This window comes from Streptomyces sp. BHT-5-2 (assembly GCF_019774615.1).
Classification (GTDB): domain Bacteria; phylum Actinomycetota; class Actinomycetes; order Streptomycetales; family Streptomycetaceae; genus Streptomyces.
Window position 1 is genome coordinate 5,352,817 of record NZ_CP081496.1, and the last position, 22,000, is coordinate 5,374,816.

General features: G+C 74.3%; 21 protein-coding genes. 6 read left to right on the forward strand and 15 right to left on the reverse strand.

Translation table 11 applies throughout. The features are described 5' to 3' along the window. Positions 1–44: 44 nt before the first annotated feature. Positions 45–1,511, reverse strand: a complete 1,467-nt coding sequence (locus K2224_RS23725) for a PLP-dependent aminotransferase family protein (protein WP_221908524.1) — start codon at positions 1,509–1,511, stop codon at positions 45–47. On the opposite strand from K2224_RS23725, the gene K2224_RS23730 reads away from it, so the two are divergent. After that, complete coding sequence (locus K2224_RS23730; protein WP_221908525.1) at positions 1,510–2,460, forward strand: DMT family transporter; 951 nt, start codon at positions 1,510–1,512, stop codon at positions 2,458–2,460. The two genes, K2224_RS23725 and K2224_RS23730, sit on opposite strands and share 2 nt — an antisense overlap. A gap of 200 nt (positions 2,461–2,660) precedes the next feature. Then, complete coding sequence (locus tag K2224_RS23735) at positions 2,661–2,870, forward strand: DUF1918 domain-containing protein (RefSeq protein WP_221908526.1); 210 nt, start codon at positions 2,661–2,663, stop codon at positions 2,868–2,870. A 63-nt stretch (positions 2,871–2,933) separates the two neighbouring features. Here K2224_RS23735 and K2224_RS23740 read toward each other — a convergent pair whose 3' ends face one another. After that, the gene (locus tag K2224_RS23740; RefSeq protein WP_221908527.1) at positions 2,934–4,151 is read right to left on the reverse strand and encodes a glycoside hydrolase family 10 protein; all 1,218 of its coding nucleotides are present in this window, start codon (positions 4,149–4,151) and stop codon (positions 2,934–2,936) included. A 159-nt stretch (positions 4,152–4,310) separates the two neighbouring features. Here K2224_RS23740 and K2224_RS23745 point away from each other — a divergent pair, with 159 nt between their 5' ends. Both K2224_RS23745 and K2224_RS23750 read left to right on the forward strand, forming a co-directional pair. Beyond that, on the forward strand, positions 4,311–5,180 hold the full coding sequence (locus tag K2224_RS23745; protein WP_221908528.1) for a 3-hydroxybutyryl-CoA dehydrogenase: 870 nt from the start codon (positions 4,311–4,313) through the stop codon (positions 5,178–5,180). Between the two features lie 341 nt (positions 5,181–5,521). After that, positions 5,522–5,779 carry a hypothetical protein gene (locus K2224_RS23750; RefSeq protein WP_221908529.1) on the forward strand — a complete coding sequence of 86 codons (258 nt, stop codon included), beginning with the start codon at positions 5,522–5,524 and terminating at the stop codon, positions 5,777–5,779. A gap of 12 nt (positions 5,780–5,791) precedes the next feature. Here K2224_RS23750 and K2224_RS23755 read toward each other — a convergent pair whose 3' ends face one another. From K2224_RS23755 to infC, 9 genes are all read right to left on the reverse strand, one after another. Continuing rightward, complete coding sequence (locus K2224_RS23755; RefSeq protein WP_221908530.1) at positions 5,792–6,322, reverse strand: NUDIX domain-containing protein; 531 nt, start codon at positions 6,320–6,322, stop codon at positions 5,792–5,794. A 48-nt stretch (positions 6,323–6,370) separates the two neighbouring features. Further along, a complete protein-coding gene (locus tag K2224_RS23760) occupies positions 6,371–7,708 on the reverse strand; it encodes a transcriptional regulator (RefSeq protein ID WP_221908531.1) in 1,338 nt (445 codons plus the stop codon). 169 nt (positions 7,709–7,877) lie between these two features. Next, on the reverse strand, positions 7,878–10,403 hold the full coding sequence (gene pheT, locus K2224_RS23765; RefSeq protein ID WP_221908532.1) for a phenylalanine--tRNA ligase subunit beta: 2,526 nt from the start codon (positions 10,401–10,403) through the stop codon (positions 7,878–7,880). Further along, the gene (gene pheS, locus K2224_RS23770) at positions 10,403–11,533 is read right to left on the reverse strand and encodes a phenylalanine--tRNA ligase subunit alpha (RefSeq protein ID WP_221908533.1); all 1,131 of its coding nucleotides are present in this window, start codon (positions 11,531–11,533) and stop codon (positions 10,403–10,405) included. The genes pheT and pheS overlap by 1 nt, the downstream gene beginning before the upstream one ends. 155 nt (positions 11,534–11,688) lie before the next feature. Then, positions 11,689–12,804 carry a PAS domain-containing sensor histidine kinase gene (locus tag K2224_RS23775; protein WP_221908534.1) on the reverse strand — a complete coding sequence of 372 codons (1,116 nt, stop codon included), beginning with the start codon at positions 12,802–12,804 and terminating at the stop codon, positions 11,689–11,691. Positions 12,805–12,878: 74 nt separating this feature from the next. Beyond that, complete coding sequence (locus K2224_RS23780; protein ID WP_221908535.1) at positions 12,879–13,742, reverse strand: RNA methyltransferase; 864 nt, start codon at positions 13,740–13,742, stop codon at positions 12,879–12,881. 133 nt (positions 13,743–13,875) lie between these two features. Next, positions 13,876–14,262 carry a 50S ribosomal protein L20 gene (gene rplT / locus K2224_RS23785; protein ID WP_221908536.1) on the reverse strand — a complete coding sequence of 129 codons (387 nt, stop codon included), beginning with the start codon at positions 14,260–14,262 and terminating at the stop codon, positions 13,876–13,878. 106 nt (positions 14,263–14,368) lie between these two features. Further along, on the reverse strand, positions 14,369–14,563 hold the full coding sequence (gene rpmI / locus K2224_RS23790) for a 50S ribosomal protein L35 (RefSeq protein WP_016576627.1): 195 nt from the start codon (positions 14,561–14,563) through the stop codon (positions 14,369–14,371). 123 nt (positions 14,564–14,686) lie between these two features. Next, positions 14,687–15,370, reverse strand: coding sequence for a translation initiation factor IF-3 (gene infC / locus K2224_RS23795; protein ID WP_221908537.1), 684 nt, complete (start codon positions 15,368–15,370; stop codon positions 14,687–14,689). Between the two features lie 354 nt (positions 15,371–15,724). On the opposite strand from infC, the gene K2224_RS23800 reads away from it, so the two are divergent. Then, positions 15,725–16,114, forward strand: a complete 390-nt coding sequence (locus tag K2224_RS23800; protein ID WP_018540167.1) for a DUF1844 domain-containing protein — start codon at positions 15,725–15,727, stop codon at positions 16,112–16,114. A gap of 98 nt (positions 16,115–16,212) precedes the next feature. On the opposite strand, the gene K2224_RS23805 is transcribed toward K2224_RS23800, so the two are convergent. The 4 genes from K2224_RS23805 to K2224_RS23820 form a co-directional block, all read right to left on the reverse strand. After that, positions 16,213–16,980: an MIP family channel protein gene (locus tag K2224_RS23805; RefSeq protein WP_221908538.1), complete on the reverse strand. Its 768-nt coding sequence runs from the start codon at positions 16,978–16,980 to the stop codon at positions 16,213–16,215. 120 nt (positions 16,981–17,100) lie between these two features. Next, positions 17,101–17,832 carry an SseB family protein gene (locus K2224_RS23810; RefSeq protein WP_221908539.1) on the reverse strand — a complete coding sequence of 244 codons (732 nt, stop codon included), beginning with the start codon at positions 17,830–17,832 and terminating at the stop codon, positions 17,101–17,103. 170 nt (positions 17,833–18,002) lie between these two features. Then, a complete protein-coding gene (gene mycP, locus K2224_RS23815) occupies positions 18,003–19,175 on the reverse strand; it encodes a type VII secretion-associated serine protease mycosin (RefSeq protein WP_221908540.1) in 1,173 nt (390 codons plus the stop codon). Beyond that, the gene (locus K2224_RS23820; RefSeq protein WP_221908541.1) at positions 19,172–20,512 is read right to left on the reverse strand and encodes a hypothetical protein; all 1,341 of its coding nucleotides are present in this window, start codon (positions 20,510–20,512) and stop codon (positions 19,172–19,174) included. Before K2224_RS23820 ends, mycP begins: the two co-directional genes overlap by 4 nt. Positions 20,513–20,727: 215 nt before the next feature. On the opposite strand from K2224_RS23820, the gene K2224_RS23825 reads away from it, so the two are divergent. Next, positions 20,728–21,951, forward strand: a complete 1,224-nt coding sequence (locus tag K2224_RS23825; RefSeq protein ID WP_221908542.1) for an amino acid deaminase/aldolase — start codon at positions 20,728–20,730, stop codon at positions 21,949–21,951. Positions 21,952–22,000 lie beyond the last annotated feature (49 nt).

The window sequence follows — 22,000 nt, forward strand, 5'->3', positions numbered from 1 at the left end:
GCCCGCGTCGAACGCGTTGCCGGGCCCGGCCGCTTCCGTCCGGGTCAGGCCACCGGTACGCCCAGTTCGTCGCAGGCGGTCCGGAGCCGGCGGACGCCCTCGGCCAGTTCGGCGGCGCCGGCGGCCGAGGCGAAGCTCAGCCGGAGGTGGGCGGCCGGCGGCTCGGCGGCGAAGTAGGGGCGGCCGGCGGCCACCGCGACGCCCGCGCGCAGGGCGGCGGCGGTCAGCGCCGCCTCGTCGGTGCCGTCCGGCAGCCGCAGCCAGAGGTGGTAGCCGCCGAGCGCCGGGTGCTGCCCGGGCGCCGCCGGGTCGAGGGCCGGCAGCTCGCACCGCAGGGCGGCCCGCACGGTCTGCCGACGGGACGTCAACTCCCCGGCGATCGCCCGCAGATGGCGCTTCCAGGCGGGCGAGCCGACGAGCTCCAGCGCGGCCTCCTGGAGCGGGCCGGGGACGAAGAAGCTGTCGACGACCTGGATGGCGCGCAGCCGGTCCAGCACCGGGCCGCGGGCGGCCAGGGCGCCCACCCGCAGGCTCGGCGAGGTCGCCTTGGTCAGCGAGCGGACGTGCACCACGGTGCCGTCCGGGTCGTCGGCGAGCAGGGTCGGCGGCAGCGGCGGGGCGTCGGCGTGGCCCAGCAGCCGGGCGAAGTCGTCCTCGACGACGAAGGCGCCGGCCGCGCGGGCCACCCGCAACACCTCCCGGCGGCGCCCGGCGGCCAGCACCGCGCCGGAGGGGTTCTGGAACAGCGGCTGGCAGACGAACAGCCGGGCGCCGCTGGCCCGGAAGGCGTCGGCGAGCAGATCGGTGCGCACCCCGTCGGCGTCCATCGGGACCGGCACCGGGCGGAGCCCCGCGGCCCGGGCGACCGCCAGCGTGCCGGGGTAGGTCGGCGACTCGACGAGGACCGGGGCGCCGGGCGCGGCGAGGGCGCGCAGCGCGGCGGTCAGGGCGCTCTGGCCGCCCGCGGTGATCAGCACGTCGCTGGCGGAGAGCGGGCCGCCGGGGCCGCCGATCTCCCGCGCGAACCAGGCGCGCAGCTCGGGCACCCCGTCGACCGGCGGGCGGCTCCAGGCGCCGGGCCGCCGGCCGGCCCGGGCGAGCGCGGCGGCCAGGGCGCGTTCGGGCTGGAGGGCGGACGGGAGATAGCCACCGTTGAGTTCGATGACGCCGGGCCCGGGGACGGCGAGGGTGGCCAGCACGCCGGAGGCGTCGACGCTGCGCGGCACCTGGTCGCCGGCCGGTTCGGCGCTCAGCGCGATCTCCTGCCAGGAGGTGTCGGCCGGGCGCGGCGCCGTCAGGTTCGGCTCGGCCCGGAACGCCCCGGCGCCGGGGCGGGTGACGACCAGCCCCTCCGCGGCCAGCTCGGCCAGCGCCCGGGAGACCGTCACCGGACTGACCCGGTGCCGCTCGATCAGGGCACGACTCGATGGCAGCTTCTCTCCGGGAGAGTAGCGCTTCAGCTCTTCTCGCAGGATCACTGCCAACCCTGACCCACTGCTACGCTCTTGCATGAGAGCCAACGATAGCGCTATCGCCTCCTCGTCGATAGCGGTCACCGACCCCGAGCCCGCTCCGGCCGCCGGCCCCGCCGTACCGCGCCCGGCCCGCGCCTCCGGCTCCCTCCTCGCCGCCCTCGGCGTCGCCGCCTTCTCGCTGACCTTCCCGGCGACCGCCTGGGCCCTTGAGGGCATGGGCGCCTGGACGGTGGTGATGCTGCGCAGCGTGCTGGCCGCGGCCCTGGCCGGCGGCTGCCTGGCGGCCTGCCGGGTCCGGGTGCCCGAGCGCCGCCACTGGGCCGGCCTCGCGGTGGTCGCCGGCGGCGTGGTGCTGGGCTTCCCGCTGCTGACCACCCTCGCGCTGAAGACCTCCACCACCTCGCACGCCGCGGTGGTGATCGGCCTGCTGCCGCTGGCCACCGCCGCCTTCTCGGTGGTCCGCACCGGGGTCCGGCCGTCCCGTACGTTCTGGATCGCCGCGCTGGTCGGCGCCGCGGCCGTGCTCGCCTTCGCGGTGCAGCAGAGCGGCGGCGCGCCGGGCACCGGCGACCTGTGTCTCTTCGCGGCGCTGCTGGTGTGCGCGGCGGGCTACGCCGAGGGCGGCCGGCTGGCCCGCCACATGCCGGGCTGGCAGGTGATCGGCTGGGCGCTGCTGCTGGCGTTGCCGGTGACCCTGCCGGGCGCGGTGTGGGCGCTGTCCGCCGAGCCGCCGCGGCTGACCGGCCACGCGGTGGCCGGACTGCTGTGGCTGGCGGCCGGCTCGACGTTCCTGGGCATGGTGGTCTGGTACCGCGGGATGGCCGTCATCGGCGTCTCCCGGGCCAGCCAGTTGCAGCTCGCCCAGCCGCTGCTGACCCTGGTCTGGTCGGTGGTGCTGCTCGGCGAGCGGCTGCCGCCGGCCGCGCCGCTGACCGCGGTGGCGGTCCTGGGGTGCATCGTGGTCACCCAGCGGGCCCGGACCTGACCGCGCGGGCGGCGGACGCCCCGGACCCGGGGTGCCGCCCGGCTCACCGGGTGCGCCCCGGGCGTGCGGACATACACTGGCGGCGACGGCAGGAGAGCCGTCCGGGCCGTTCCCGGGCCCGCAGTCCACTGGCCGTCCCACCGCCCGGCCGCCGCGTCGGCCGCCCCGGTCGGCGGCCACCCGAGGCGGGAGGAGCCCAGATGCACGCGAATACGGGCGACCGGCTGCTGGTGCACGGCAGAACCGTCGGCCATGGCGATCACATGGTCGAGATCGTGGAAGTACTGGGGACCAACGGCGAACCGCCCTATCGCATCCGCGCCGAGGACGGCCACGAAACGATCATGTGGCCCGGCCCGGACTGCGTCGTCCAGCACCCCAAGTCGACCCGACCCCACACCATCAGCTGACGGACCCCGCGGCGGTGGCGGACCGCCCGCCACCGCCGCTCCCCTGCCCGGAACCGGCCGCGATCAGCGCCGCGCGCCGCCGTAGTGGTCAGCGGCGACCCGGGACAGCGCGCCCAGCGGGTCCCGCACCACGTCCTTGGCCGAGAAGTAGACGTGTCCGCCGACCTCCCGGTGGCGGCGGGCGAAGGAGACATGGCGGGAGAGTTCGGCCGGGTCCCGCCAGGCGGTGGGCCGCGCGGTACGGCCCACCTTGTAGAGCGCCTCCCCGATGTAGAGGTCGACCCCGGTGCCCGCCACGGTGTGCGCCCACCAGGGCACCAGCTCCGCGTAGTCGGCGGCGGCGAAGCCCAGCGGCCAGTACACCTGCGGCACGATGTAGTCGATCCAGCCCTCCCGCACCCAGCGCCGGGTGTCCGCGTAGAGGTCGTCGTACGTCTGCACCCCCGCCTGGGTCCGGGAGCCGCGCGGGTCGCTCGCGGCGTTGCGCCAGACCGCGAACGGGCTGACGCCGAAGCGCACCCGCCGGTCCACCGCCAGCAACCGCCGCCCCATCTCCCGGATCAGCAGGTCCACGTTGTCCCGCCGCCAGTCGGCGCGGCCGGCGAAGTCCGCGCCGTACGCCTCGTAGGCGGCGTCGTCGTGGAACGCCTGGCCGGCGACCGGGTACGGGTAGAAGTAGTCGTCGAAGTGCACCCCGTCGACGGGGTAGCGGCGCACCGCGTCCAGCATCGCGTCCTGCACGAAGCGCCGGACCACCGGCAGCCCGGGGTTGTAGTAGAGCTTGCCGCCGTAGGGCAGCACCCAGTCCGGGTGGCGGCGGGCGGGGTGCGAGGGCACCAGCCGGCCGGGGTCGGTGTGGTTGGCCACCCGGTACGGGTTGAACCACGCGTGCAGCGCCAGTCCGCGCCGGTGCGCCTCGTGCACCGCGAAGCCCAGCGGGTCCCAGCCCGGATCGCGGCCCTGGACGCCGGTCAGGCACTGGGCCCAGGGTTCGTACGGCGACGGCCAGAGCGCGTCCGCCGTCGGACGCACCTGGAAGAACACCGCGTTCAGCCGTCTGCCGACGGCGACGTCCAGGAGCCTGGCCAGTTCCCGCTGTTGGGTTCCGCGGTCCAGGCCGGGTCTGGACGGCCAGTCGAGGTTGCCCACCGTCCCCAGCCACATCCCGCGCAGCTCCCGCCCGGAGGGCGCGCCGACCGCTTCCGGGGCGCCCGCGCCCAGCAGGCAGGCGGCCGCGCCCAGCGTCGCCGCACCGAACGCGCGGCGTGTGATCCCGTGCATGAAAAGCCCCCATCTCGTCCGTTTCGTCCCGAGTTGCAGGCTCAGAATGCCCGCCCCGGCGCCCTCGTCCCAGCACCTCGCGGAGTAACGTCGGGGCCGAGGCGGGCGTCGGACCCTTACGGCGTACCGCCGGTCCTGAAGATCAGCGAAAGGCACGAGGTGACGGACTCATTCGCCGACATTGCACGCGTCGGAGTGGTCGGCTGCGGCCAGATGGGCGCGGGCATCGCCGAGGTGTGCGCCCGCGCCGGGCTGGACGTCAAGGTTGCGGAGACCACCGGCGAGGCACTGGAGCTGGGGCGCACCCGCCTGACCAACTCCCTCGGCAAGGCCGCCGAACGCGGCAAGATCACCGTGGCCGAACGCGACACCACGCTCGGCCGGCTCAGCTTCACCACCGACCTCGGCGAGTTCGCCGACCGTGATCTCGTCATCGAGGCCGTGGTGGAGAACGAGCAGGTCAAGACCGAGATCTTCCAGGTGCTCGACCAGGTGGTGGTCCGCCCGGACGCGATCCTGGCGTCCAACACCTCGTCCATCCCCCTGGTGAAGCTGGCGGTCGCCACCTCCCGGCCCGACCAGGTCATCGGCATCCACTTCTTCAACCCGGCGCCGGTGCAGAAGCTCGTCGAGCTGATCCCGGCACTCACCACCGGCGAGGAGACCCTCAAGCGCGCCGAGTCGCTGGTCCAGGACGTGCTCGGCAAGCACGCCATCCGCGCCCAGGACCGCTCCGGCTTCGTGGTGAACGCCCTGCTCATCCCGTACCTGCTCTCCGCGATCCGGATGTTCGAGTCCGGCATGGCCAGCCGCGAGGACATCGACAACGGCATGGAGATGGGCTGCGCCCACCCGATGGGCCCGCTCAAGCTCTCCGACCTGATCGGCCTGGACACCGTCGCCTCGGTCGCCGCGTCGATGTACGAGGAGTACAAGGAGCCGCTGTACGCCGCTCCCCCGCTGCTCCAGCGGATGGTGGACGCGGGGCGGCTGGGCCGCAAGAGCGGGTCGGGGTTCTACTCCTACTGAGCCGCCTCCCCCGCGGTGGGGGAAACGGGGGCCGTCCGCCCGCCGCTCGGGGATGGTTCGGCGGGCGGACCCGGCCGGCGGGCGCCCGACCGCCGGCGGCTTCGGCCCCCGTACTTAGAGTCAACTCCCTTCCGCCCGTTGATGACAGCGTGTGAATGCGCCAACTCGGCGCGCCCGCTTCACACCCCGTGCGAAACGCTCACGTTGCGTCACTTCGCACGGGGTGTGAACCACTGACCCGTATCTCCCCGGCGCACACACTCCCGCCTTACACCCCTGCGCAGTTGACTGGTCGAGGTATCCACCCGACCGTCACCAGGAGAAGGAAAGAGGAGCGGAACGTGACCGCCCACCGGGACCCCGACATTCTCGCCGCCGACTTAGCGGAGCTGCGGCGCCTACTCGACGTGCGCACCGCCAAGGTCGACGGCCAGCTGCGGCTACAGGCCCAGCGCTGCGAGCAGAACACGCGGGACGCCGACGAACTCCAGGCCCGCCTCACGCGGTTGGAGAGCCGCCGCTGGCCGCTGCCCTCGCTCGCCGCACTCGCCGGGCTCGCCGCGGGGGCGGCCGCCTTGTGGCAGGCGTCCGGGCACTGAGGCCGGCCGGCCTCAGCCGAGCCGGATGTGGTGGAGCATCAGCAGGGCCGCGGCCATGTTCGCGGCCGGCACCTCCCCCCTCGCCACCATGTCGGGCACCAGCTTGAGGTCGACCCACTCCCGCCGGTCCGACTCGAAGTCGTCCTGCGGGGCGCCGAGGTACTCGGCCCGGTCGGACCAGTAGATGTGGTGCCGCGCGTCGGTGAGGCCGTTGGACGGCTCCACCGAGAGGAGGTGTTGGAGGGGTCCGGGTCGCCACCCGGTCTCCTCCTCCATCTCCCGCGCGGCCGCGGCGGCCGGATCCTCCCCGTCCTCCACCACGCCGGCGGCCAGCTCCCAGCCCCAGCTGTCGGTGATGAACCGGTGCCGCCACAGCAGCAGCACCTCATTGGCCTCGTTGACCGCGGTGGCCACCGCCACCGGCCGCATCCGGATCAGGAAGTGATCCAGGTGACGGCCGTCGGGGAGTTCCACATCGGCCAGATTGACCCGGAACCAGGGGTTCGCGTAGACCGGCTTTTCGCTGAGATTGTTCCAACGCACGTAACTGCCACCTTCCGCTTGAGGGCCGGCAAGGTGACACGAGCCCGGTCACAGCGGAACGCGCAGCACCTCGTCGATGAGATCGGCAGCCTCGTCCGTCGCGGAGCTCCCGGTCTCCGCCAGATGCTCGCGCACCGCCCGCAGCCGGTCCCGCAGGCGTTGCGACTCCATGCCCCGGGCCTGCTCCGTCATCTCCGCGGCGTTGGCCACGGCCCGGTCCGCATCCCCTTGGCGCAGCTCGATATGGGTGAGCATGGCCAGCCGGTGAACCCGGCCGCGGTCGTGTGCGGGGGTGTCCACGGCGGCGTCCGCCTGCTCCCGGGCGGCCCGCAGGTCCCCGAGGCTGAGCAGCGCCTCCGCCACTTGTACGTTCACCAGGCCCGGCTGCACATAGCCGGTCTCGTCGGGCTCCAGCCCCGGGCGGATCCGCTCCGCCGCGGCCTCGGCCCGCCGGATGCGGTCCAGTGCGCCGGTGCCGTCGCCCAGCCGCGCGTACGCCTTGGCCTGCATGGCGTAGAGGTCGGCGGAGAGCGCCGGGGTGAGCTGTCCGCCCGCGGCGCGCAGGGCCGCCTCCGCGAAGGCGACCGCCTGGCGGTGTTCCCGTACGAAGAGGGACTGGTTGACCAACAGCGCGATGATGTACGCGCCGAGTCCGCGGTCCCCGCTGGCCTTTGCCAGCCGCAGCGCCTGATGGAAGTAGCGCTGGGCCAGCCCGAGAGCGTCCGAGTCGTACGCGCAGATGCCCGCCACGGCCACCAGCCCACCGGTCGCCCGGTGCAGCTGACGTCCCGTCGCGTCGCTGTAGCTGCCCCGCAGCAGCGGCGCCGCCTCGGTGTTGAGGAACCGCACGATGCGTGCTCTGGTAGCGATACCACCCGCCTTCCGGTACATCTGCTCGTAGTGGGTCCGCGCCGTCCGCAGCATCTCGATGTCGGCCATCCCGACCCGGGTCAGCCCGTCGCGCGAGACGTCGAAGTCCTCCGGCGGGTTCTCCCACTCCCATACGGGGATGATCGCCGAGGTGCCGGTGAGCGCGGGGGCCGCGACCACGTGCGGCCGCTGCTGCTCGTCGGACCGCCACAGCGCGGTGGCCCGCTCCACGAACCCCGACAACGGGGTCCCCGGCGCCTGCCGCGCCCCCGGCCCGCTGAGCCCGATGTCGGCCAGGCTCACCGGCCGGTGCAGCCGCTCGCCGAGGATCTCGCAGATCAGGTCCGGCACCTGCCCCCGCGGCCGCTGCCCCTTGAGCCACCGCGCCACGGCGGTGTGCTCGTAGCGCAGCGCGAGCCCGCGCCGCCGTCCGAGCTGGTTGATCCGCGCGGCGAGTCCGGCGTGCGAGACGCCGGACTCGTCCAGGATCGCATCGAGCAGCGTGTTGGGCTCCATGCCTCGCCCCCAAGGACGTACGGACTCCGTAAGTCCAGCGTAATCAGGGGGAGTTCACACCCCGTGCGAATCGGGCCGGGGCCGCGGCCGGAAACGGGGCGGAAAACGGGACGGGCCCCCGCCCACCAGTGTGGACAGGGGCCCGACAGCCGGCACGGGGCCGCGCGGGTCAGCCGCGCAGCACGGCGCCCACCCGCTCGACCGCGACGGCGACCGCCGCGTCCCGGGCCGCGGTGGCCTCGTCGGCCGTCAGCGTCCGGTCCGGCGCGCGGAACCGCAGGGCGTAGGCCAGCGACTTCCTGCCGGCGCCCACCTGCTCGCCGGTGAAGATGTCGAACAGCCGCAGCGACTCCAGGAGTTCGCCGGCGCCGTCCCGCAGGGCGGCCTCGACGTCCGCCGCCGCCACCGAGGCGTCGACGACCAGCGCGACGTCCTGCGTGGCGACCGGGAAGGTGGAGATCCGCGGCGCCTTCAGCGCACCGGCCCCGGCCCGCTCCAGGCGGTCCAGGTCGATCTCCATCGCGCTGGTGCGCTCCGGCAGGCCCATCGCCTTGACGACCCGCGGGTGCAGCTCACCGGCGTTGCCGACGAGCACCTCCTCGCCGTCGATCAGCGCGAGCAGCGCCGCGCACCGGCCGGGGTGCCACGGGGCGTGCTGGTCCTGGCGGACGATCAGCTCGACGCCGGCCTCACGGGCGACGACCCGGCCGGCCTCGATGGCGTCGGCCCACCCGGACGGGTACCCCGCGCCCCACCAGCCGGCCTGCTCACGCGCACCGGCGAGGACCACGGCGGCCCGTCGCGGCTGCTGCGGCAGCGAGGCGTCCAGCGAGGCGATCTCGTCGTCGGTCGGCCGGCGGTCGACCACCAGGCGGCGGGCCGGCTGCTCCTGGCCGGTCGCCCGGAACACCGGACCGGTCTCGAAGAGCGCCAGGTCGTGGTTGCCGCGCCCGTAGTTGCGGCGCAGCGCGGCCAGCAGCCCCGGGACGAGGGTGGTGCGGAGGTCCGGCTCCTCGTCGGAGAGCGGGTTCACCAGGGTGACCGCGTCCCGCCGCGGGTCGTCCGCCTCGATGCCGAGCTGGTCCAGGACGGCCGAGCCGGTGAACGGGTAGTTCAGCGTCTCGACGTAGCCGGCGCCGGCCAGCGCCCGGCCGACCCGGCGGTGCAGGCGCTGACGCTCCGTCAGCCCACGGCCGGCGGGCGGCAGCGGCAGCGTGGAGGGCAGGTTCTCGTAGCCCTCCAGCCGGATGACCTCCTCGGCCAGGTCGTTGGGGTCGCCGAGGTCGGGGCGCCACGACGGCACCGTGACCACCAGCTCGTCCTGCCCGTAGACGTCGCAGCCGACCTGCTGAAGGCGGCGCACGACGGTCTCCCGCCCGTAGGTCACACCGGCGACCTTGTCCGGGTGGTCCGCCGGGATGGTGATCGTCCGCGGCCCGCGCGGCGAGACGACCTCGGTGACGCCGTCCTCGGCGGTGCCGCCGGCGAGCAGCACCAGCAGGTCAACGGTCCGCTGGGCCGCCGCGGAGGCCGCCTCGGGATCGACCCCGCGCTCGAAACGCTTGGCGGCCTCGGAGGACAGCCGGTGGCGGCGGGCGGTCCGGGCGATGGCGATCGCGTCGAAGTGCGCGGCCTCGATCACCACGTCGGTGGTGCCGCGCAGCCGCCCGGTCTCCGGGTCGACGGCCGGCGCGGCGATCTCGGTGTTGGCGCCGCCCATCACACCGGCCAGCCCGATCGGGCCGCGGTCGTCGGTGATGACCAGGTCCTCGCCGTCCAGCACCCGCTTGGTGCCGTCCAGGGTGACCAGCTCCTCGCCGGGGGCGGCACGGCGCACGCCGATCGGGCCCTCGACGGTGGCGCGGTCGTAGGCGTGCAGCGGCTGTCCCAGCTCCAGCATCACGTAGTTGGTGACGTCCACGGCGAGCGAGACCGGCCGCATGCCGGCCTTCTGCAGCCGGCGCTGCATCCAGATCGGGGTGCGGGCCTCCGGCTCCAGGCCGGTCACCGTGCGCGCGGTGAAGCGGTCGCAGCCGATCGGGTCGGCGACCTGGACCGGGTAGCCGCCGGCGTTCGGCGGCTCCACGTCCAGCAGCGCCGGGTCGCGCAGCGGCAGCCCGAACGCGATGGCCGCCTCGCGGGCCACACCGCGCATCGACAGGCAGTAGCCGCGGTCCGGGGTGACGGCGATGTCCAGCACCTCGTCGCGCAGCTCCAGCAGCTCGATCGCGTCGGTGCCGACCTCGTACTCCGGCGGCAGCACGATGATGCCGTGCGTGCCGTCGTCGCCCATGCCCAGCTCGTCGCCGGAGCAGATCATGCCGTGCGACTTCTTGCCGTAGGTCTTACGGGCGGCGATCTTGAAGTCGCCGGGCAGCACGGCGCCCGGGAGCACGACCACGACCTTGTCGCCAACCGCGAAGTTCCGCGCACCGCAGACGATCTCCTGCGGCTCACCGGTGCCGTTGGCCCGGCCGACGTCGACCGTGCAGAAGCGGATCGGCTTCTTGAAGCCCTCCAGCTCCTCGATGGTCAGCACCTGGCCGACGACCAGCGGGCCGCTCAGACCCTCGCCGAGCCGCTCGACGGTCTCGACCTCCAGGCCGACCTCGATGAGCTTCTCCTGTACGTCCCGGCCGGTCGTCGTCGCCGGCAGGTCGACGTATTCCCGCAGCCAAGAAAGCGGGACCCGCATCAGATCTCCATCCCGAACGGCCGGGTGAACCGGACGTCGCCCTCGAACATGTCGCGCATGTCTTCCACGTTGTGCCGGAACATCAGCATCCGGTCGATTCCGAACCCGAAGGCGAAGCCGCTGTACTTCTCGGGGTCGACACCGCAGGCGATCAGCACCTTGGGGTTGACCATGCCGCAGCCGCCCAGCTCGATCCAGCCCTCGCTGGAGCAGGTGCGGCAGGGCCGGTCGGGGTCGCCCACGGACGCGCCGCGGCAGACGTAGCAGACCATGTCCATCTCGGCGGACGGCTCGGTGAACGGGAAGTAGTTGGGCCGCAGCCGGGTCTTCATGTCCGGACCGAACAGCGCCCGGACCATGTGGTCCAGGGTGCCCTTGAGGTCCGCCATGGTCAGGCCCTCGTCGACGGCGAGCAGCTCGATCTGGTGGAAGACCGGGGAGTGCGTGGCGTCCAGCTCGTCGGTGCGGTAGACCCGCCCCGGGCAGACGACGTAGACCGGCGGCTCGCGGTCGACCAGCGTGCGGGCCTGCACCGGCGAGGTGTGGGTGCGCAGCACCACGCCCGACTCGGCCGAGTCGGCCCGGGCGCCGTTGGCCTTCACGAAGAAGGTGTCCTGCATCTGGCGCGCCGGGTGGTCGGGCACGAAGTTCAGCGCGTCGAAGTTGAACCACTCGGCCTCGACCTCGGGGCCCTCGGCGACCTCGTAGCCCATCGCGACGAACACGTCGGCGACCCGCTCCATGAAGGTGGTCAGCGGGTGCCGGGCGCCGGGCGCGACCCGGTCGTAGGGCAGCGTGACGTCCACCGCCTCCTCGACCAGGACGCGGGCGTCGCGCTCCGCCTCCAGCTCTTCCTGCCGGGCCTTGAGCGCCTGGCTCACCCGGCCGCGGGCCTGGCCGACGCGCTTGCCGGCGTCCGCCTTGGCCTGCGGGGGGAGGGCGCCGATCTCGCGGTTGGCGAGGGCGAGCGGCGAGGTGCCACCGGTGTGCGCGATCTTCGCCTGGGCGAGCGCGTCGAGGTCACCCGCGGCGGCGATGGCGGCCAGCGCCTCGTCGACCCGTCGGGCGATCTCTTCCGGTTTCAGGGCTTCGACCTCGACAGGGTCGTACGACTTATTGGGTGCGGACATCTCTTCCCGTGCTTCCGGTGGACTGGCTTGGCTTGGCTCGCGTCGCCTCGGCTCGCCCGCGATGCTGGTGCGCCAAAGGTGCCAAAGGTCAAGTCTAAGGGGGACGGCCGACGCGGCAGGTCCGAGCCCCTACGGGGCGCCCGCCGCCATCTCCGTCAGGCCATGAAGGCCGGAGCCGCGACGGGCAGGCTGAATCGGAACTGCGCGCCGCCGGCCGGGGCCCGGCCGACCGTGATCGTGCCGCCGTGGGCCTCGACGATGCCCTTGACGATATAGAGGCCCAGCCCGGTGCCGCCGCGCTTGCTGCCCCGCCAGAAACGGGTGAACACACGGCTCATCGACTCCTCCGGGATGCCGGGACCCTCGTCGCTCACGGTGACGCTCGTCCCCTCTCCGCCGCCGGTGTCCTTCGCCGGTCCCACCTCGATGGTGACCGTTCCCTCACCGTGGCGCACCGCGTTTTCCAGGAGGTTCCCCAGCACCTGGTCCACTTTGTCCGGGTCCGCCCACAGATCGGGCAGCGGCTCCCGCATCCGGATCAGGAAGCGGTCCGGCCGCTGGCCCGCGGTGGTCTGCGCCTGCACGTGCCGCCGGACCGCGGCGATCATGTCGACCCGCTGCCGGCGGACCTCCAGCCGCCCGGAGTCGATCCGGGAGATGTCCAGCAGCTCGGCGATCAGCCGGGTGACGCGGTTGGCGTCGGCGTCCACCGTCTCCAGCATCAGCCGCTTCTGGTCGTCGGTGAAACGTTCCCACTTCTGGAGGAGGGTCGCGGTGAAGCCCTTGACGGAGGTCAGCGGCGACCGCAGCTCGTGGGCGACGGTGGCGATCAGCTCCGCGTGACTCAGCTCGGTGCGCCGCCGGGCCTCGGTGCCGCGCAGCGCGATCACCAGCCGGCGCACCGGACCGGTGGGCCGGCTGCGGACGTACCGCGCGGAGACCAGCACCTCCCGCCCACCCAGCAGCAGATTCCGCTCCGGTTGGCCGCGGCGGATGGCGAGTCCCCCGTACGGGTCGGTCAGCTGCCACCAGCGGCGCCCTTCGAGGTCCTGAAGCGGCAGTGCGTCCCCGACCGGGCGGCCCAGCGCGGCCGGCGGCTCGATGCCGGTGATCCGGGCGGCGGCGGCGTTGAAGCAGATCACCCGGCCGTGCTCGTCGGCGACGACCAGGCCGTCCGGGAGGTCGTCGGGGGTCAGTCCCAGCTCCGCGCCGGCCGCCTCGGACGGGCAGCCACCAGCGGTGGCAGTACGTGCCGAAGTCCTCGCCGTCATCGCCGTGTTACCCCCTTCCGGGCCGGAGCTGGCAACACTACTAGCTCGGCCCGGACCCACCGCCGGGATCGCGCCTACGCCCCTCCGGCGGGTGACGTCGAGCGGCACCCTCCCGGCGTGCGCTGGGCGCGCGCGGAGGCGTACAGGCACACGGCGGCCGCGGTCGCGAGGTTGAGGCTCTCGGCCCTGCCGTGGATGGGCACCCGGACGACGGCGTCGGCCAGCGCCCTGGTCTCCTCGGGCAGCCCCCACGCCTCGTTGCCGAAGACCCAGGCGCTCGGCCCGCCCATGGAGCCGGCGTCCAGCTCGGCGTCCAGATCGCGGTCACCGGCCCCGTCCGCGGCCAGGATCCGCACCCCGGCGCCCCGGAGCCCGCTCACCACCTGCTCCACCGGCACGCCCACCGCCACCGGCAGATGGAACAGCGAACCCACCGACGCCCGCACCGACTTGGGGTTGTAGAGGTCCACCGAGGCGTCGGTCAGCACCACCGCGTCGGCGCCCGCGGCGTCCGCGCAGCGCAGCACCGTGCCGGCGTTGCCGGGGTCGCGGACGTTGGCCAGCACCGCGACCAGCTGCGGGCGGGCGGCGAGGATCTCGTCGAACGGCGAATCCAGGAACCGGCAGACGCCCACCAGCCCCTGCGGGGTGACGGTCTGGGAGATGTCCGCGACGGTCCGGTCGTCGGCGAGGTGCACCCGCGCGCCCGCCGCCCGGGCCGCCTCGACGATCTCCGCGTACCGCTCGGCGGCCTCGACGGTGGCGAACAGCTCGACGAGGGTGGGCGATCCGCCGGTCCGGTGCGCGACGGCCTCCCGGACGGCCTGCGGCCCCTCGGCGATGAACCGGCGTTCCTTGCCCCGGAAGTGGCGCCGGGCCAGCCGCCGGGCGTCGGCGACTCGCGGGGAACGCGGGGAGATCAGCTCGGGGGTGCCCATGGACGGCGGCTCGCTTCTTTCGTTCGGTGAGGGCTCGGGGAAGGGTCCGCAAACGCGGCGGACCCGCAGGCCGGGGCCCGCGGGTCCGCAATCACGACGTCGTCACGACGTCACAACGCTGTCAGGCTGCGCTTCAGGCGGCGGCCTTCGGGGCGTTGACGTCGCTCGGCAGCGCCTTCTGCGCGGCCTCGACCAGCGCGGCGAACGCACCGGCGTCGTTCACGGCGAGGTCGGCGAGGATCTTGCGGTCCACCTCGATGTTGGCGGCCTTCAGACCCTGGATGAAGCGGTTGTAGGTCATGCCGTTGGCGCGGGCAGCGGCGTTGATGCGCTGGATCCACAGCTGACGGAAGTCGCCCTTGCGCTTCTTGCGGTCGTTGTAGTTGTAGACGAAGGAGTGGGTCACCTGCTCCTTGGCCTTGCGGTACAGGCGGGAGCGCTGACCGCGGTAGCCGCTGGCCTGCTCCAGGATCGCCCGGCGCTTCTTGTGGGCGTTGACTGCCCGCTTGACGCGTGCCACTTGTTAACTCCTTGTAGCGGGGCCGTGGTTGTTCGTCACACGGCCCGAATCGACGTGGGTCCCGGTCGGGTCGGCGCGCTCCGCCCGTGCGGCGGAGCGCCCCGGCTCACTTGCCGAGAAGCTTCTTGATCTTCGCGGCGTCGCCCGGGGCCATCTCGGCGTTGCCGGTGAGGCGGCGCGTCACGCGGGACGACTTGTGCTCGAGCAGGTGGCGCTTGCCGGCGCGCTCGCGCAGCACCTTGCCGGAGCCGGTGACCTTGAAGCGCTTGCTGGCACCGCTGTGCGTCTTGTTCTTCGGCATGCGCCGTTCTCTCCTCGTCAGTGGCGCCCCCACCGGCGGAGACCGGCATGCGGGAGCGTCAGATGTGTCGGTTGTTCCGGGGCTGGCGCCCCGGCCTGGATCCGGGGCAGCTCACCCAAGAGCTCACGCCTCGGCGTGCTCCTCAGTGGGCTCCGCGGGAGCCACACCCTGGCGCTCCGCCTTGCGGGCGGCCTGCGCCTCGCGGGCCTCGGCCATCGCCTCGGTCTTCTTCTTGTGCGGACCGAGGACCATGATCATGTTCCGGCCGTCCTGCTTCGGGTTCGACTCGATGAAGCCGAGGTCCTGGACGTCCTCCGCGAGCCGCTGGAGCAGTCGGAAGCCCAGCTCGGGGCGGGACTGCTCGCGACCACGGAACATGATCGTGATCTTGACCTTGTCACCCTGCTTGAGGAACCGGACGACGTGACCCTTCTTGGTGTCGTAGTCGTGCGGGTCGATCTTCGGCCGGAGCTTCATCTCCTTGATGACCGTGTGCGCCTGGTTCTTGCGCGCCTCACGGGCCTTCATGGCCGACTCGTACTTGAACTTTCCGTAGTCCATGAGCTTGCAGACCGGCGGGCGGGCGTTCGCCGCCACCTCGACCAGGTCGAGGTCGTACTCCTGCGCAAGCTCCAGGGCCTTGGCAAGCGGCACAATGCCGACCTGCTCGCCACTGGGACCGACGAGTCGCACCTCGGGGACGCGAATCCGGTCGTTGATGCGGGGCTCGGCGCTGATGGATCCTCCTCGGTAGCACCACGCGACGGCCTGGCGGACTGCCGCGTAACGTCTGTTCGGTGTGACCAACCGCGCCGGCGCACGAAAAACGCCCCGGACGGGACACAGGCGGGGCTCCACGTGGCTCAGGAGCACCGCCGCGAAGTCTCCGCGGGGCGCAGCCGGACCGTTGACCCGCCAATCAGAGATTGGTCGGGTGGGAGATCGGAGCCTCCACTTGTGGGCCGGTCACATGCGTGTCCGGCCGGTCGGAACACCAGGATACACGAGTCAAGAGGGCGGCCCCACTCCGCGCGTCGGCCCGCACCGGCCCGGGGCCCGCGGCGGGGCGGCGGCGGGGCGGCGCGCTCCCGGGCGCGGGCCCGCCGGACGGTGGCCATAGGCTGGGGGCGAGACCGCCACCAGGAAGTGAAGCCCCAGCACATGAGCGAGCAGACCCCCCAGCAGCCGGCCGCCCCCGAGACCGGCGGCGCGGCCCGGCCCGACTTCGAGACCATGACCCGGGACATCGCGGAGGTGCCGGCGGTCGAGGTGATCACCACGGTCGCGGTGCACCTGATGAGCTCGGCGGCGGTCAACCTCGGACTCGCCGAGGACGGCGCGGACCACAAGGACCTGGACGAGGCCCGCAAGCTCATCCACGCGCTGGCCGGGCTGGTCACCGCCAGCGCCACCGAGATCGGCTCCTACCACGCGGCACCGCTGCGGGACGGGCTGAAGTCGCTGCAGCTCGCCTTCCGTGAGGCGTCGGTGGTGCCGGACGAGCCGGGCCAGGGCCCCGGGGAGAAGTTCACCGGGCCGGTCTACGGCTGACGACCGCCGCGCGGGCAGTCGCGGCAGAGCACGACGGGCCCCGGCCGGATGCGTTCCGGCCGGGGCCCGTCCGCGTACGGGGCCGGCTCCGGTGCTCCTCAGACGCGGCCGCCGGGGGCCGGCTCGTCGGGGGTCTTCGGCTCGCCGCGGGCCGCCCGGTCGGCGATCACCACCGGCTCCTGGGGCGGGTGGGTGATCTGGTGCACCACCGCAGCCAGCGCTCCGCCGATCAGTGGCGCGACGAGGAACAGCCACACCTGGGTGATGGCCGCGCCGCCCGCGAAGATGGCGGGGCCCAGGCTCCGGGCCGGGTTCACCGAGGTGCCGTCCAGCGGGATGCCGATGAGGTGGACGGTGGCCAGGGCCAGACCGATCGCCAGGCCGGCGAAGCCCACCACGGCCACTTTGTGGGTCACGCTGAGCACCACGAAGACGAACAGGAAGGTCATCACGATCTCGGCCACGAACGCGCCGCCGAGGTTGATGTGGACCGCCGAGCGGTCGCCCCAGCCGTTCGTGCCGAAGGCCGCGTGGGTCTGGAGGCCCGGCACCTGCTTGGCGACCAGGAAGAGCAGGGCCGCGCCGACGATGCCGCCGAGGATCTGGGCGATCCAGTACTCGACCGCCGTGCGGACCGTGATGCGCCGGGCCACCAGCATGCCGAGCGTCACCGCGGGGTTGATGTGGCAGCCCGAGATCGGGCCGAGCGCGTAGGCAAGCGCCAGCATGACGAAGCCGAAGGACAGCGCGATGCCGAAGGTGCCGATGTACTCGCCGGCCAGCACCGCGGCGCCGACGGCGAAGAACACCAGGAGCAGCGTGCCGAGGAACTCGGACACGACCGTGCGGGTCTCCGTGGTCTCCATGGGCTCTCCTCGCGTGGATCTTGAGCTCTCCTGGCATTGTGCGGCCCGGAGGGCGAAGCCGCCCGTCGACGCGGGCGGCGACCGGGCGACGAGGAGTCCACGGGCTCGGGTCCCCGGGGGTCAGCGCTGGTAGAGGGGGGCTCCGGTGGTGTCGGCACCGGGCGGGAGGAGGGCCAGGTCGAGGCCGCGGACGAGGCGGGCGCGCAGGGTCTCGTCGGTGGCGAGGGCCTGGGCCAGACGCTGGGCGGTCTCGGCGGGGACGGCGTCGGCGGCCAGGCCGAGGGCGAGGGTGCCGTCGGTCTCCGCGGACGGCGTCAGCCGGGCGACCAGGACCGCGGGCTCGGCCGCGAGGAGGGTGCGCAGCGCTTCGGTGACGGCCGGGTCGGCGAGCGGGTCGGCGGTGGTCCGGCCCTCCGCGAGGGCGCGCAGGGCGGCGCCGGTGAGCTGGTAGGTGACCGGGCCGGCCAGGTCGAGGACGACGGTGTCGGCCTGCTCGTGTGCGGCGGCCAGCAGCGCCTGGCGGAGCGGCACCGCGACCGGGCGGGCGTCCGGCCGCCAGCGCCGCAGGCTGTCCATGGAGGTGAAGGCGGGGAGGGCGCGGCGGCCGTCGGGTGCGGTGAGGGTGGGCACCGCCATGTCGCTGGTCTTCTCCCGGCGCAGCCCGTCGGGGCCGGTCTCGACCTCGCCGAGGACCGCGACGACCGGGACGAGCAGGCGGGCGTCCGCCAGGGCGGCGAGCAGGTCCGGTTCGGTGCCGGGGTCCGTCGCGTACGCCGCGAGCGCCGCGGCGAGGGCGGGGTCGGCGGAGCCGTTGTCGTCGGCGAAGCCGGGGTTCGGGATGTTCTTCTGCACGGGCCCGAGCGTATCCGCTGCGCTTGGCTTGCTTCCCACGTCGTCGGCCTCCCCGCCGTAGGGGTTCGCCGCCGTTTTTGCGCCTGCGGCGCGGGGCCGCTGCGCGGGGCTGTCGGGTGCGGTGCCGGGAGTGGGTGGAAAGCCGGTGGGTGGGGGCTTGGGTGAGTGGGTCAGTGCTGGTTGGTGGGGCGGTTTCGCCAGAGGAAGTAGGCGGTGGTGGTGAGGGTGAGGCCGGTGGCGGCGAGGGTCCAGGGGAGCCAGTTGACGGGGGTGCCGTCGTCGGGGTCGGGGGCCGGGCCGGGGCCGAAGTAGCGGTGGGGGTAGGCGGCGGGGGCCGGCTTCTGGGGGGTGGGGGCCAGGTGTGCGGCGGCCTTGAGGGCGGCGGCGGGGTCGATGAGGCCGGCGCCGTAGTCGTCGTCGCGGCCGCCCTGGGGCCGGTGCTGGGCGGTGCTGGTGAGCAGGGTGCGGATCTGGGCGGGGCCGAGGTCGCGGTGGGCGGAGCGGATCAGGGCGATGGCGCCGGAGGTGAAGGCGGCGGCGGGGCTGGTGCCCAGGCCGGAGACGTAGCCGGTGCCGTGGTCGGCCATGAGGATGTCGTCGCCGGGGGCGCTGACCGTGGCGTACCAGTGGCGGGTGGAGAAGGAGGCGCGGGTGTCCAGGTGGGTGACGGCGGTGGCGGCGATCACGCCGGGGTAGGCGGCGGGGTACGAGACGTGGTCGCCCTTCTCGCCGCCGTTGCCGGCCGAGGCGACCACGGGGATGCCCTTGCCGAGGGCGTACTGGATGGCGGCGTCCTCACGGGGGTCGGGGTGGGCGGTCTCGCTGTCGTCGCCCAGCGACATGTTGATCACGTCGGCGCCGTGGTCGGCCGCCCAGCGGATGCCGTCGGCGAGGGCGCCCGGCCGCTGGTCGCGGGCCCGCCGCCGGTCGGGGTCGTGGTCCTCCAGGATCACCCGGACCGGCAGGATCCTGGCCTCGGGGGCGACGCCGAGGATGCCGTCGGAGCGGCCGGCGCCGTGGCCGTGGCCGGCGATGACGCTGGCCATGCCGGTGCCGTGCTGGGCCCAGGTGTCGTCGCCGGGGCGGGCGCCGAAGCCGATCAGGTCCTTCTCGGGCAGCACCTGGCCCTTGAGGTCGGGGTGGTCGGCGTCCACTCCGGTGTCCAGGACGGCGACGGTGATCCCGGCGCCCTTGGTGGTCTGCCATGCCTCCTGGGCGTGGATGGCCGCCAGCCCCCACTGCTGGGCGCGGATGGCGTCCGCGCGGGCCGGCAGGGCGGGCAGGACGGCCAGCGCGGCGGAGGTCAGGGCGAGGGTCGCGGCCCGCAGCGCGGTCCTGATCACTGCGGGTCCTCCGTGGGTTGGGTGGGGATGCCGGACGCCGTGCGGAAGGTGGCGCTGATCTTGTCCGCGAGGCCCTTGGCGTCATGGCCGAGGCCGGATTCGGCGGGGGCGGTGGCGGTGCCGGGCTGGACGGCGGCGTCGGCGGGCTGCGGGTCGGTGATCTCGCGGCCGTCGACGAAACCGGAGACGGCGTAGACCACGACGGGTATGTCGGTGAGTATCCGCACCGTCCAGCTGGCGCGCTGGGCGGGGCCGAAGTCCTCGGCGGGGGTGCCCTGGGCGGCCAGCGGCAGCGGCATCAGGGTCTTGCGGGTGGCGAGGTTGTTGGTGCTGAAGCGGGCGTTGAGGTTCATCATCCCGGCCCGGTCGGCCTTGGTGGTCTGGGCGCCGACGGTGATGACGTCGGTGCGGGTGGCGTCGACGTAGGTGGCGCGCAGCAGACGGGCGCAGCCGGCCGGGGCGAGTTCCTTGGCGAGCGGGCCCTCGTAGGCGGCGGCGCAGTCGGTGTCGGGGGCGACGGCGATCCGGATCCAGCTGCGGTCGGCGCCGCCGGGGCCGGCGGCCAGGCCCTGGACGGTGCGGGGGAAGAGGGTGTCGACGGGGGTGTTGCGCCAGGCGTCCTGGCCCTTGGCGAAGGCGGCCTCGGGCGTCGGTACGGCCTTGGCGGGGGCGTCGGTGAGCCAGCTGCCGGCGGCCGCGCCGACCATCAGCCCGATGCCGAGGACGAGGCAGGCGGCCGCGGCGACGACCCGGGTGCCCGGCAGGCGGTCGGCCGGCGAACGGCGCGGGGCGGCGCCGGCCGCGGCGGGGCGGCCGGGGGCCGGGGGCCGGCCCGGGGCGGGCCGGGTCGCGGGGGCGGCCGGGGGCGTGGGAGCGGCCGGGGCCGGGGGGCTGGCGGCGCGGTCATGGGGCGCGTCCCACTGGGCCCCGCTGTTGGCGAGGTGGAAGGCGGCGGTGTCGCGGAACGACCGGGGGGCGCCGGCGGGGGGCGGCGGGGCGGCCGGCGGTTCCGTGCGCGGGCGGGGCGGGGCGGCCGGCGGGGCCGGGGGCGCGGGCGGGGCGCTCGGGGCCGGTGGGGCGGCGGGGGCCGGCGGGGTGACCGGGCTCGCGGGGGGTGTCCGGGGGCCCTCGGCGGGGAGCGGCCGACGGGCGGCGGGGGGCGTGGCCGAGGGGGCGGCCGGCGACGCGGGCGGCGGGACGTCGGGGTCGGCGGGGACCGGGCGCAGGACGGTGGTCTCCGGGTCCAGGTCGGCGGGGGGCCCGGGCGGGCGGCGGGGCGGGCGCGGGGGTATGGGTGGGATGCGCGGAGCATCGGCGTAATCGGCGTCGGCGCTCACCAGCGCTCCCCCTCGCACGGTGTGCCCCGGACCCGACAAGCAATCGGGGCAGGGTGGCTCGTATCCGGACATCACGCCGCTGACCTGCTGGTTGCGGTGTCGAGCCACTGTAAGGGCTGGCGCGCCCGGTGCTCCAACCCCTGGACGCCCCGGCGCCGCTTCCGGCGCGGTTCGTCCCCTTACCCCGCGGTAGCACCGTCTGGCAGGCTGCGGCCATGTCGCAGCACTCCGCCGGCACGTATGCCGACAAAGCCTCCTACGACCGGGCCACCGCCGATCTCGACGCGCCGCTGGCCGTCGTGGATCTGGCGGCCTTCGACGCCAACGCCGCCGATCTGGTGCGCCGCTCGAAGGGGAAGCCGATCCGGGTGGCCAGCAAGTCGGTGCGCTGCCGGGCGCTGCTGGAGCGGGTGCTGGCCCGGGAGGGCTTCGCGGGGATCATGAGCTTCACGCTCGCCGAGTCGCTGTGGCTGGCCCGCTCGGGCTTCCCGGACGTGCTGCTGGCCTATCCGTCGGCGGACCGGGACGGCTTCGCGGAGCTGACCGGGGACGCCGCACCGGCGGCGGCGGTGACGGTGACGGTCGACGACCCCGCGCAGCTGGATCTGATCGACGCCGCGCGGGCGGCCGGCCCGGGCCGCGGCGAGGAGGTGCAAGTCTGCCTGGAGCTGGACACCTCGTACCGGCTGCTGGGCGGGAAGGTCCGGGTCGGGGCGCGGCGGTCGCCGCTGCGGGATCCGGAGGCGCTCGCCGCGCTGGCCCGGACGGTGGTGGGGCGCCCCGGTTTCCGGCTGGTGGGGCTGATGGCCTACGAGGGGCATGTGGCGGGGGTGGGCGACGAGGTCGCCGGGAAGCCGGTGTCCTCACGGGCGATCCGGGTGATGCAGGCGGCGGCCCGGAAGGAGCTGGCGCAGCGGCGCTGGGAGGCGGTGCGGGCGGTACGGGCGGTGGCACCGCGGCTGGAGTTCGTCAACGGCGGCGGGACGGGGAGCGTGCAGCACACCGCGGCGGAGGCGGCGGTGACGGAGATCGCGGCCGGTTCGGGGCTGTACGTCCCGCGGCTGTTCGACAACTTCCGGTCGTTCCGCGGGCGTCCGGCGGCGCTGTTCGCCCAGCCGGTGGTGCGGCGGCCGGGGCCGGGTGTCGTCACGGTGCTGGGCGGCGGCTATCCGGCGTCGGGGGTGGCCGGTGCGGACCGGCTGCCGGAGCCGTGGCTGCCGGCGGGGCTGCGGTACGACCCGCAGGAGGGGCCGGGCGAGGTGCAGACGCCGCTGCTGGGGTCGGCGGCGGACGGGCTGGCGGTCGGCGACAAGGTGTGGTTCCGGCACGCCAAGGCCGGTGAGCTGTGCGAGCGGTTCGCGGAGCTGCACCTGGTCGAGGGCGACCGGGTGGTGGCGACGGTGCCCACGTACCGGGGCGAGGGCCGCACCTTCCTGTGACGGTGTCACGGGGCGGCGGTGCGGCCCTCGTTCGGTGTCCGACAGGCCC

What these genes read in the sequence shown, in the direction of transcription:
- K2224_RS23800 (WP_018540167.1), top strand. Translation starts at nt 15,725, where the DNA reads ATGAGCGAGCAGACCCCCCAGCAGCCGGCCGCCCCCGAGACCGGCGGC.
- K2224_RS23805 (WP_221908538.1), bottom strand. Translation starts at nt 16,980, where the DNA reads ATGGAGACCACGGAGACCCGCACGGTCGTGTCCGAGTTCCTCGGCACG.
- K2224_RS23775 (WP_221908534.1), bottom strand. Translation starts at nt 12,804, where the DNA reads ATGACGGCGAGGACTTCGGCACGTACTGCCACCGCTGGTGGCTGCCCG.
- pheS (WP_221908533.1), bottom strand. Translation starts at nt 11,533, where the DNA reads ATGTCCGCACCCAATAAGTCGTACGACCCTGTCGAGGTCGAAGCCCTG.
- K2224_RS23735 (WP_221908526.1), top strand. Translation starts at nt 2,661, where the DNA reads ATGCACGCGAATACGGGCGACCGGCTGCTGGTGCACGGCAGAACCGTC.
- K2224_RS23825 (WP_221908542.1), top strand. Translation starts at nt 20,728, where the DNA reads ATGTCGCAGCACTCCGCCGGCACGTATGCCGACAAAGCCTCCTACGAC.
- K2224_RS23780 (WP_221908535.1), bottom strand. Translation starts at nt 13,742, where the DNA reads ATGGGCACCCCCGAGCTGATCTCCCCGCGTTCCCCGCGAGTCGCCGAC.
- K2224_RS23730 (WP_221908525.1), top strand. Translation starts at nt 1,510, where the DNA reads ATGAGAGCCAACGATAGCGCTATCGCCTCCTCGTCGATAGCGGTCACC.
- rpmI (WP_016576627.1), bottom strand. Translation starts at nt 14,563, where the DNA reads ATGCCGAAGAACAAGACGCACAGCGGTGCCAGCAAGCGCTTCAAGGTC.
- K2224_RS23725 (WP_221908524.1), bottom strand. Translation starts at nt 1,511, where the DNA reads ATGCAAGAGCGTAGCAGTGGGTCAGGGTTGGCAGTGATCCTGCGAGAA.
- K2224_RS23760 (WP_221908531.1), bottom strand. Translation starts at nt 7,708, where the DNA reads ATGGAGCCCAACACGCTGCTCGATGCGATCCTGGACGAGTCCGGCGTC.
- K2224_RS23740 (WP_221908527.1), bottom strand. Translation starts at nt 4,151, where the DNA reads ATGCACGGGATCACACGCCGCGCGTTCGGTGCGGCGACGCTGGGCGCG.
- pheT (WP_221908532.1), bottom strand. Translation starts at nt 10,403, where the DNA reads ATGCGGGTCCCGCTTTCTTGGCTGCGGGAATACGTCGACCTGCCGGCG.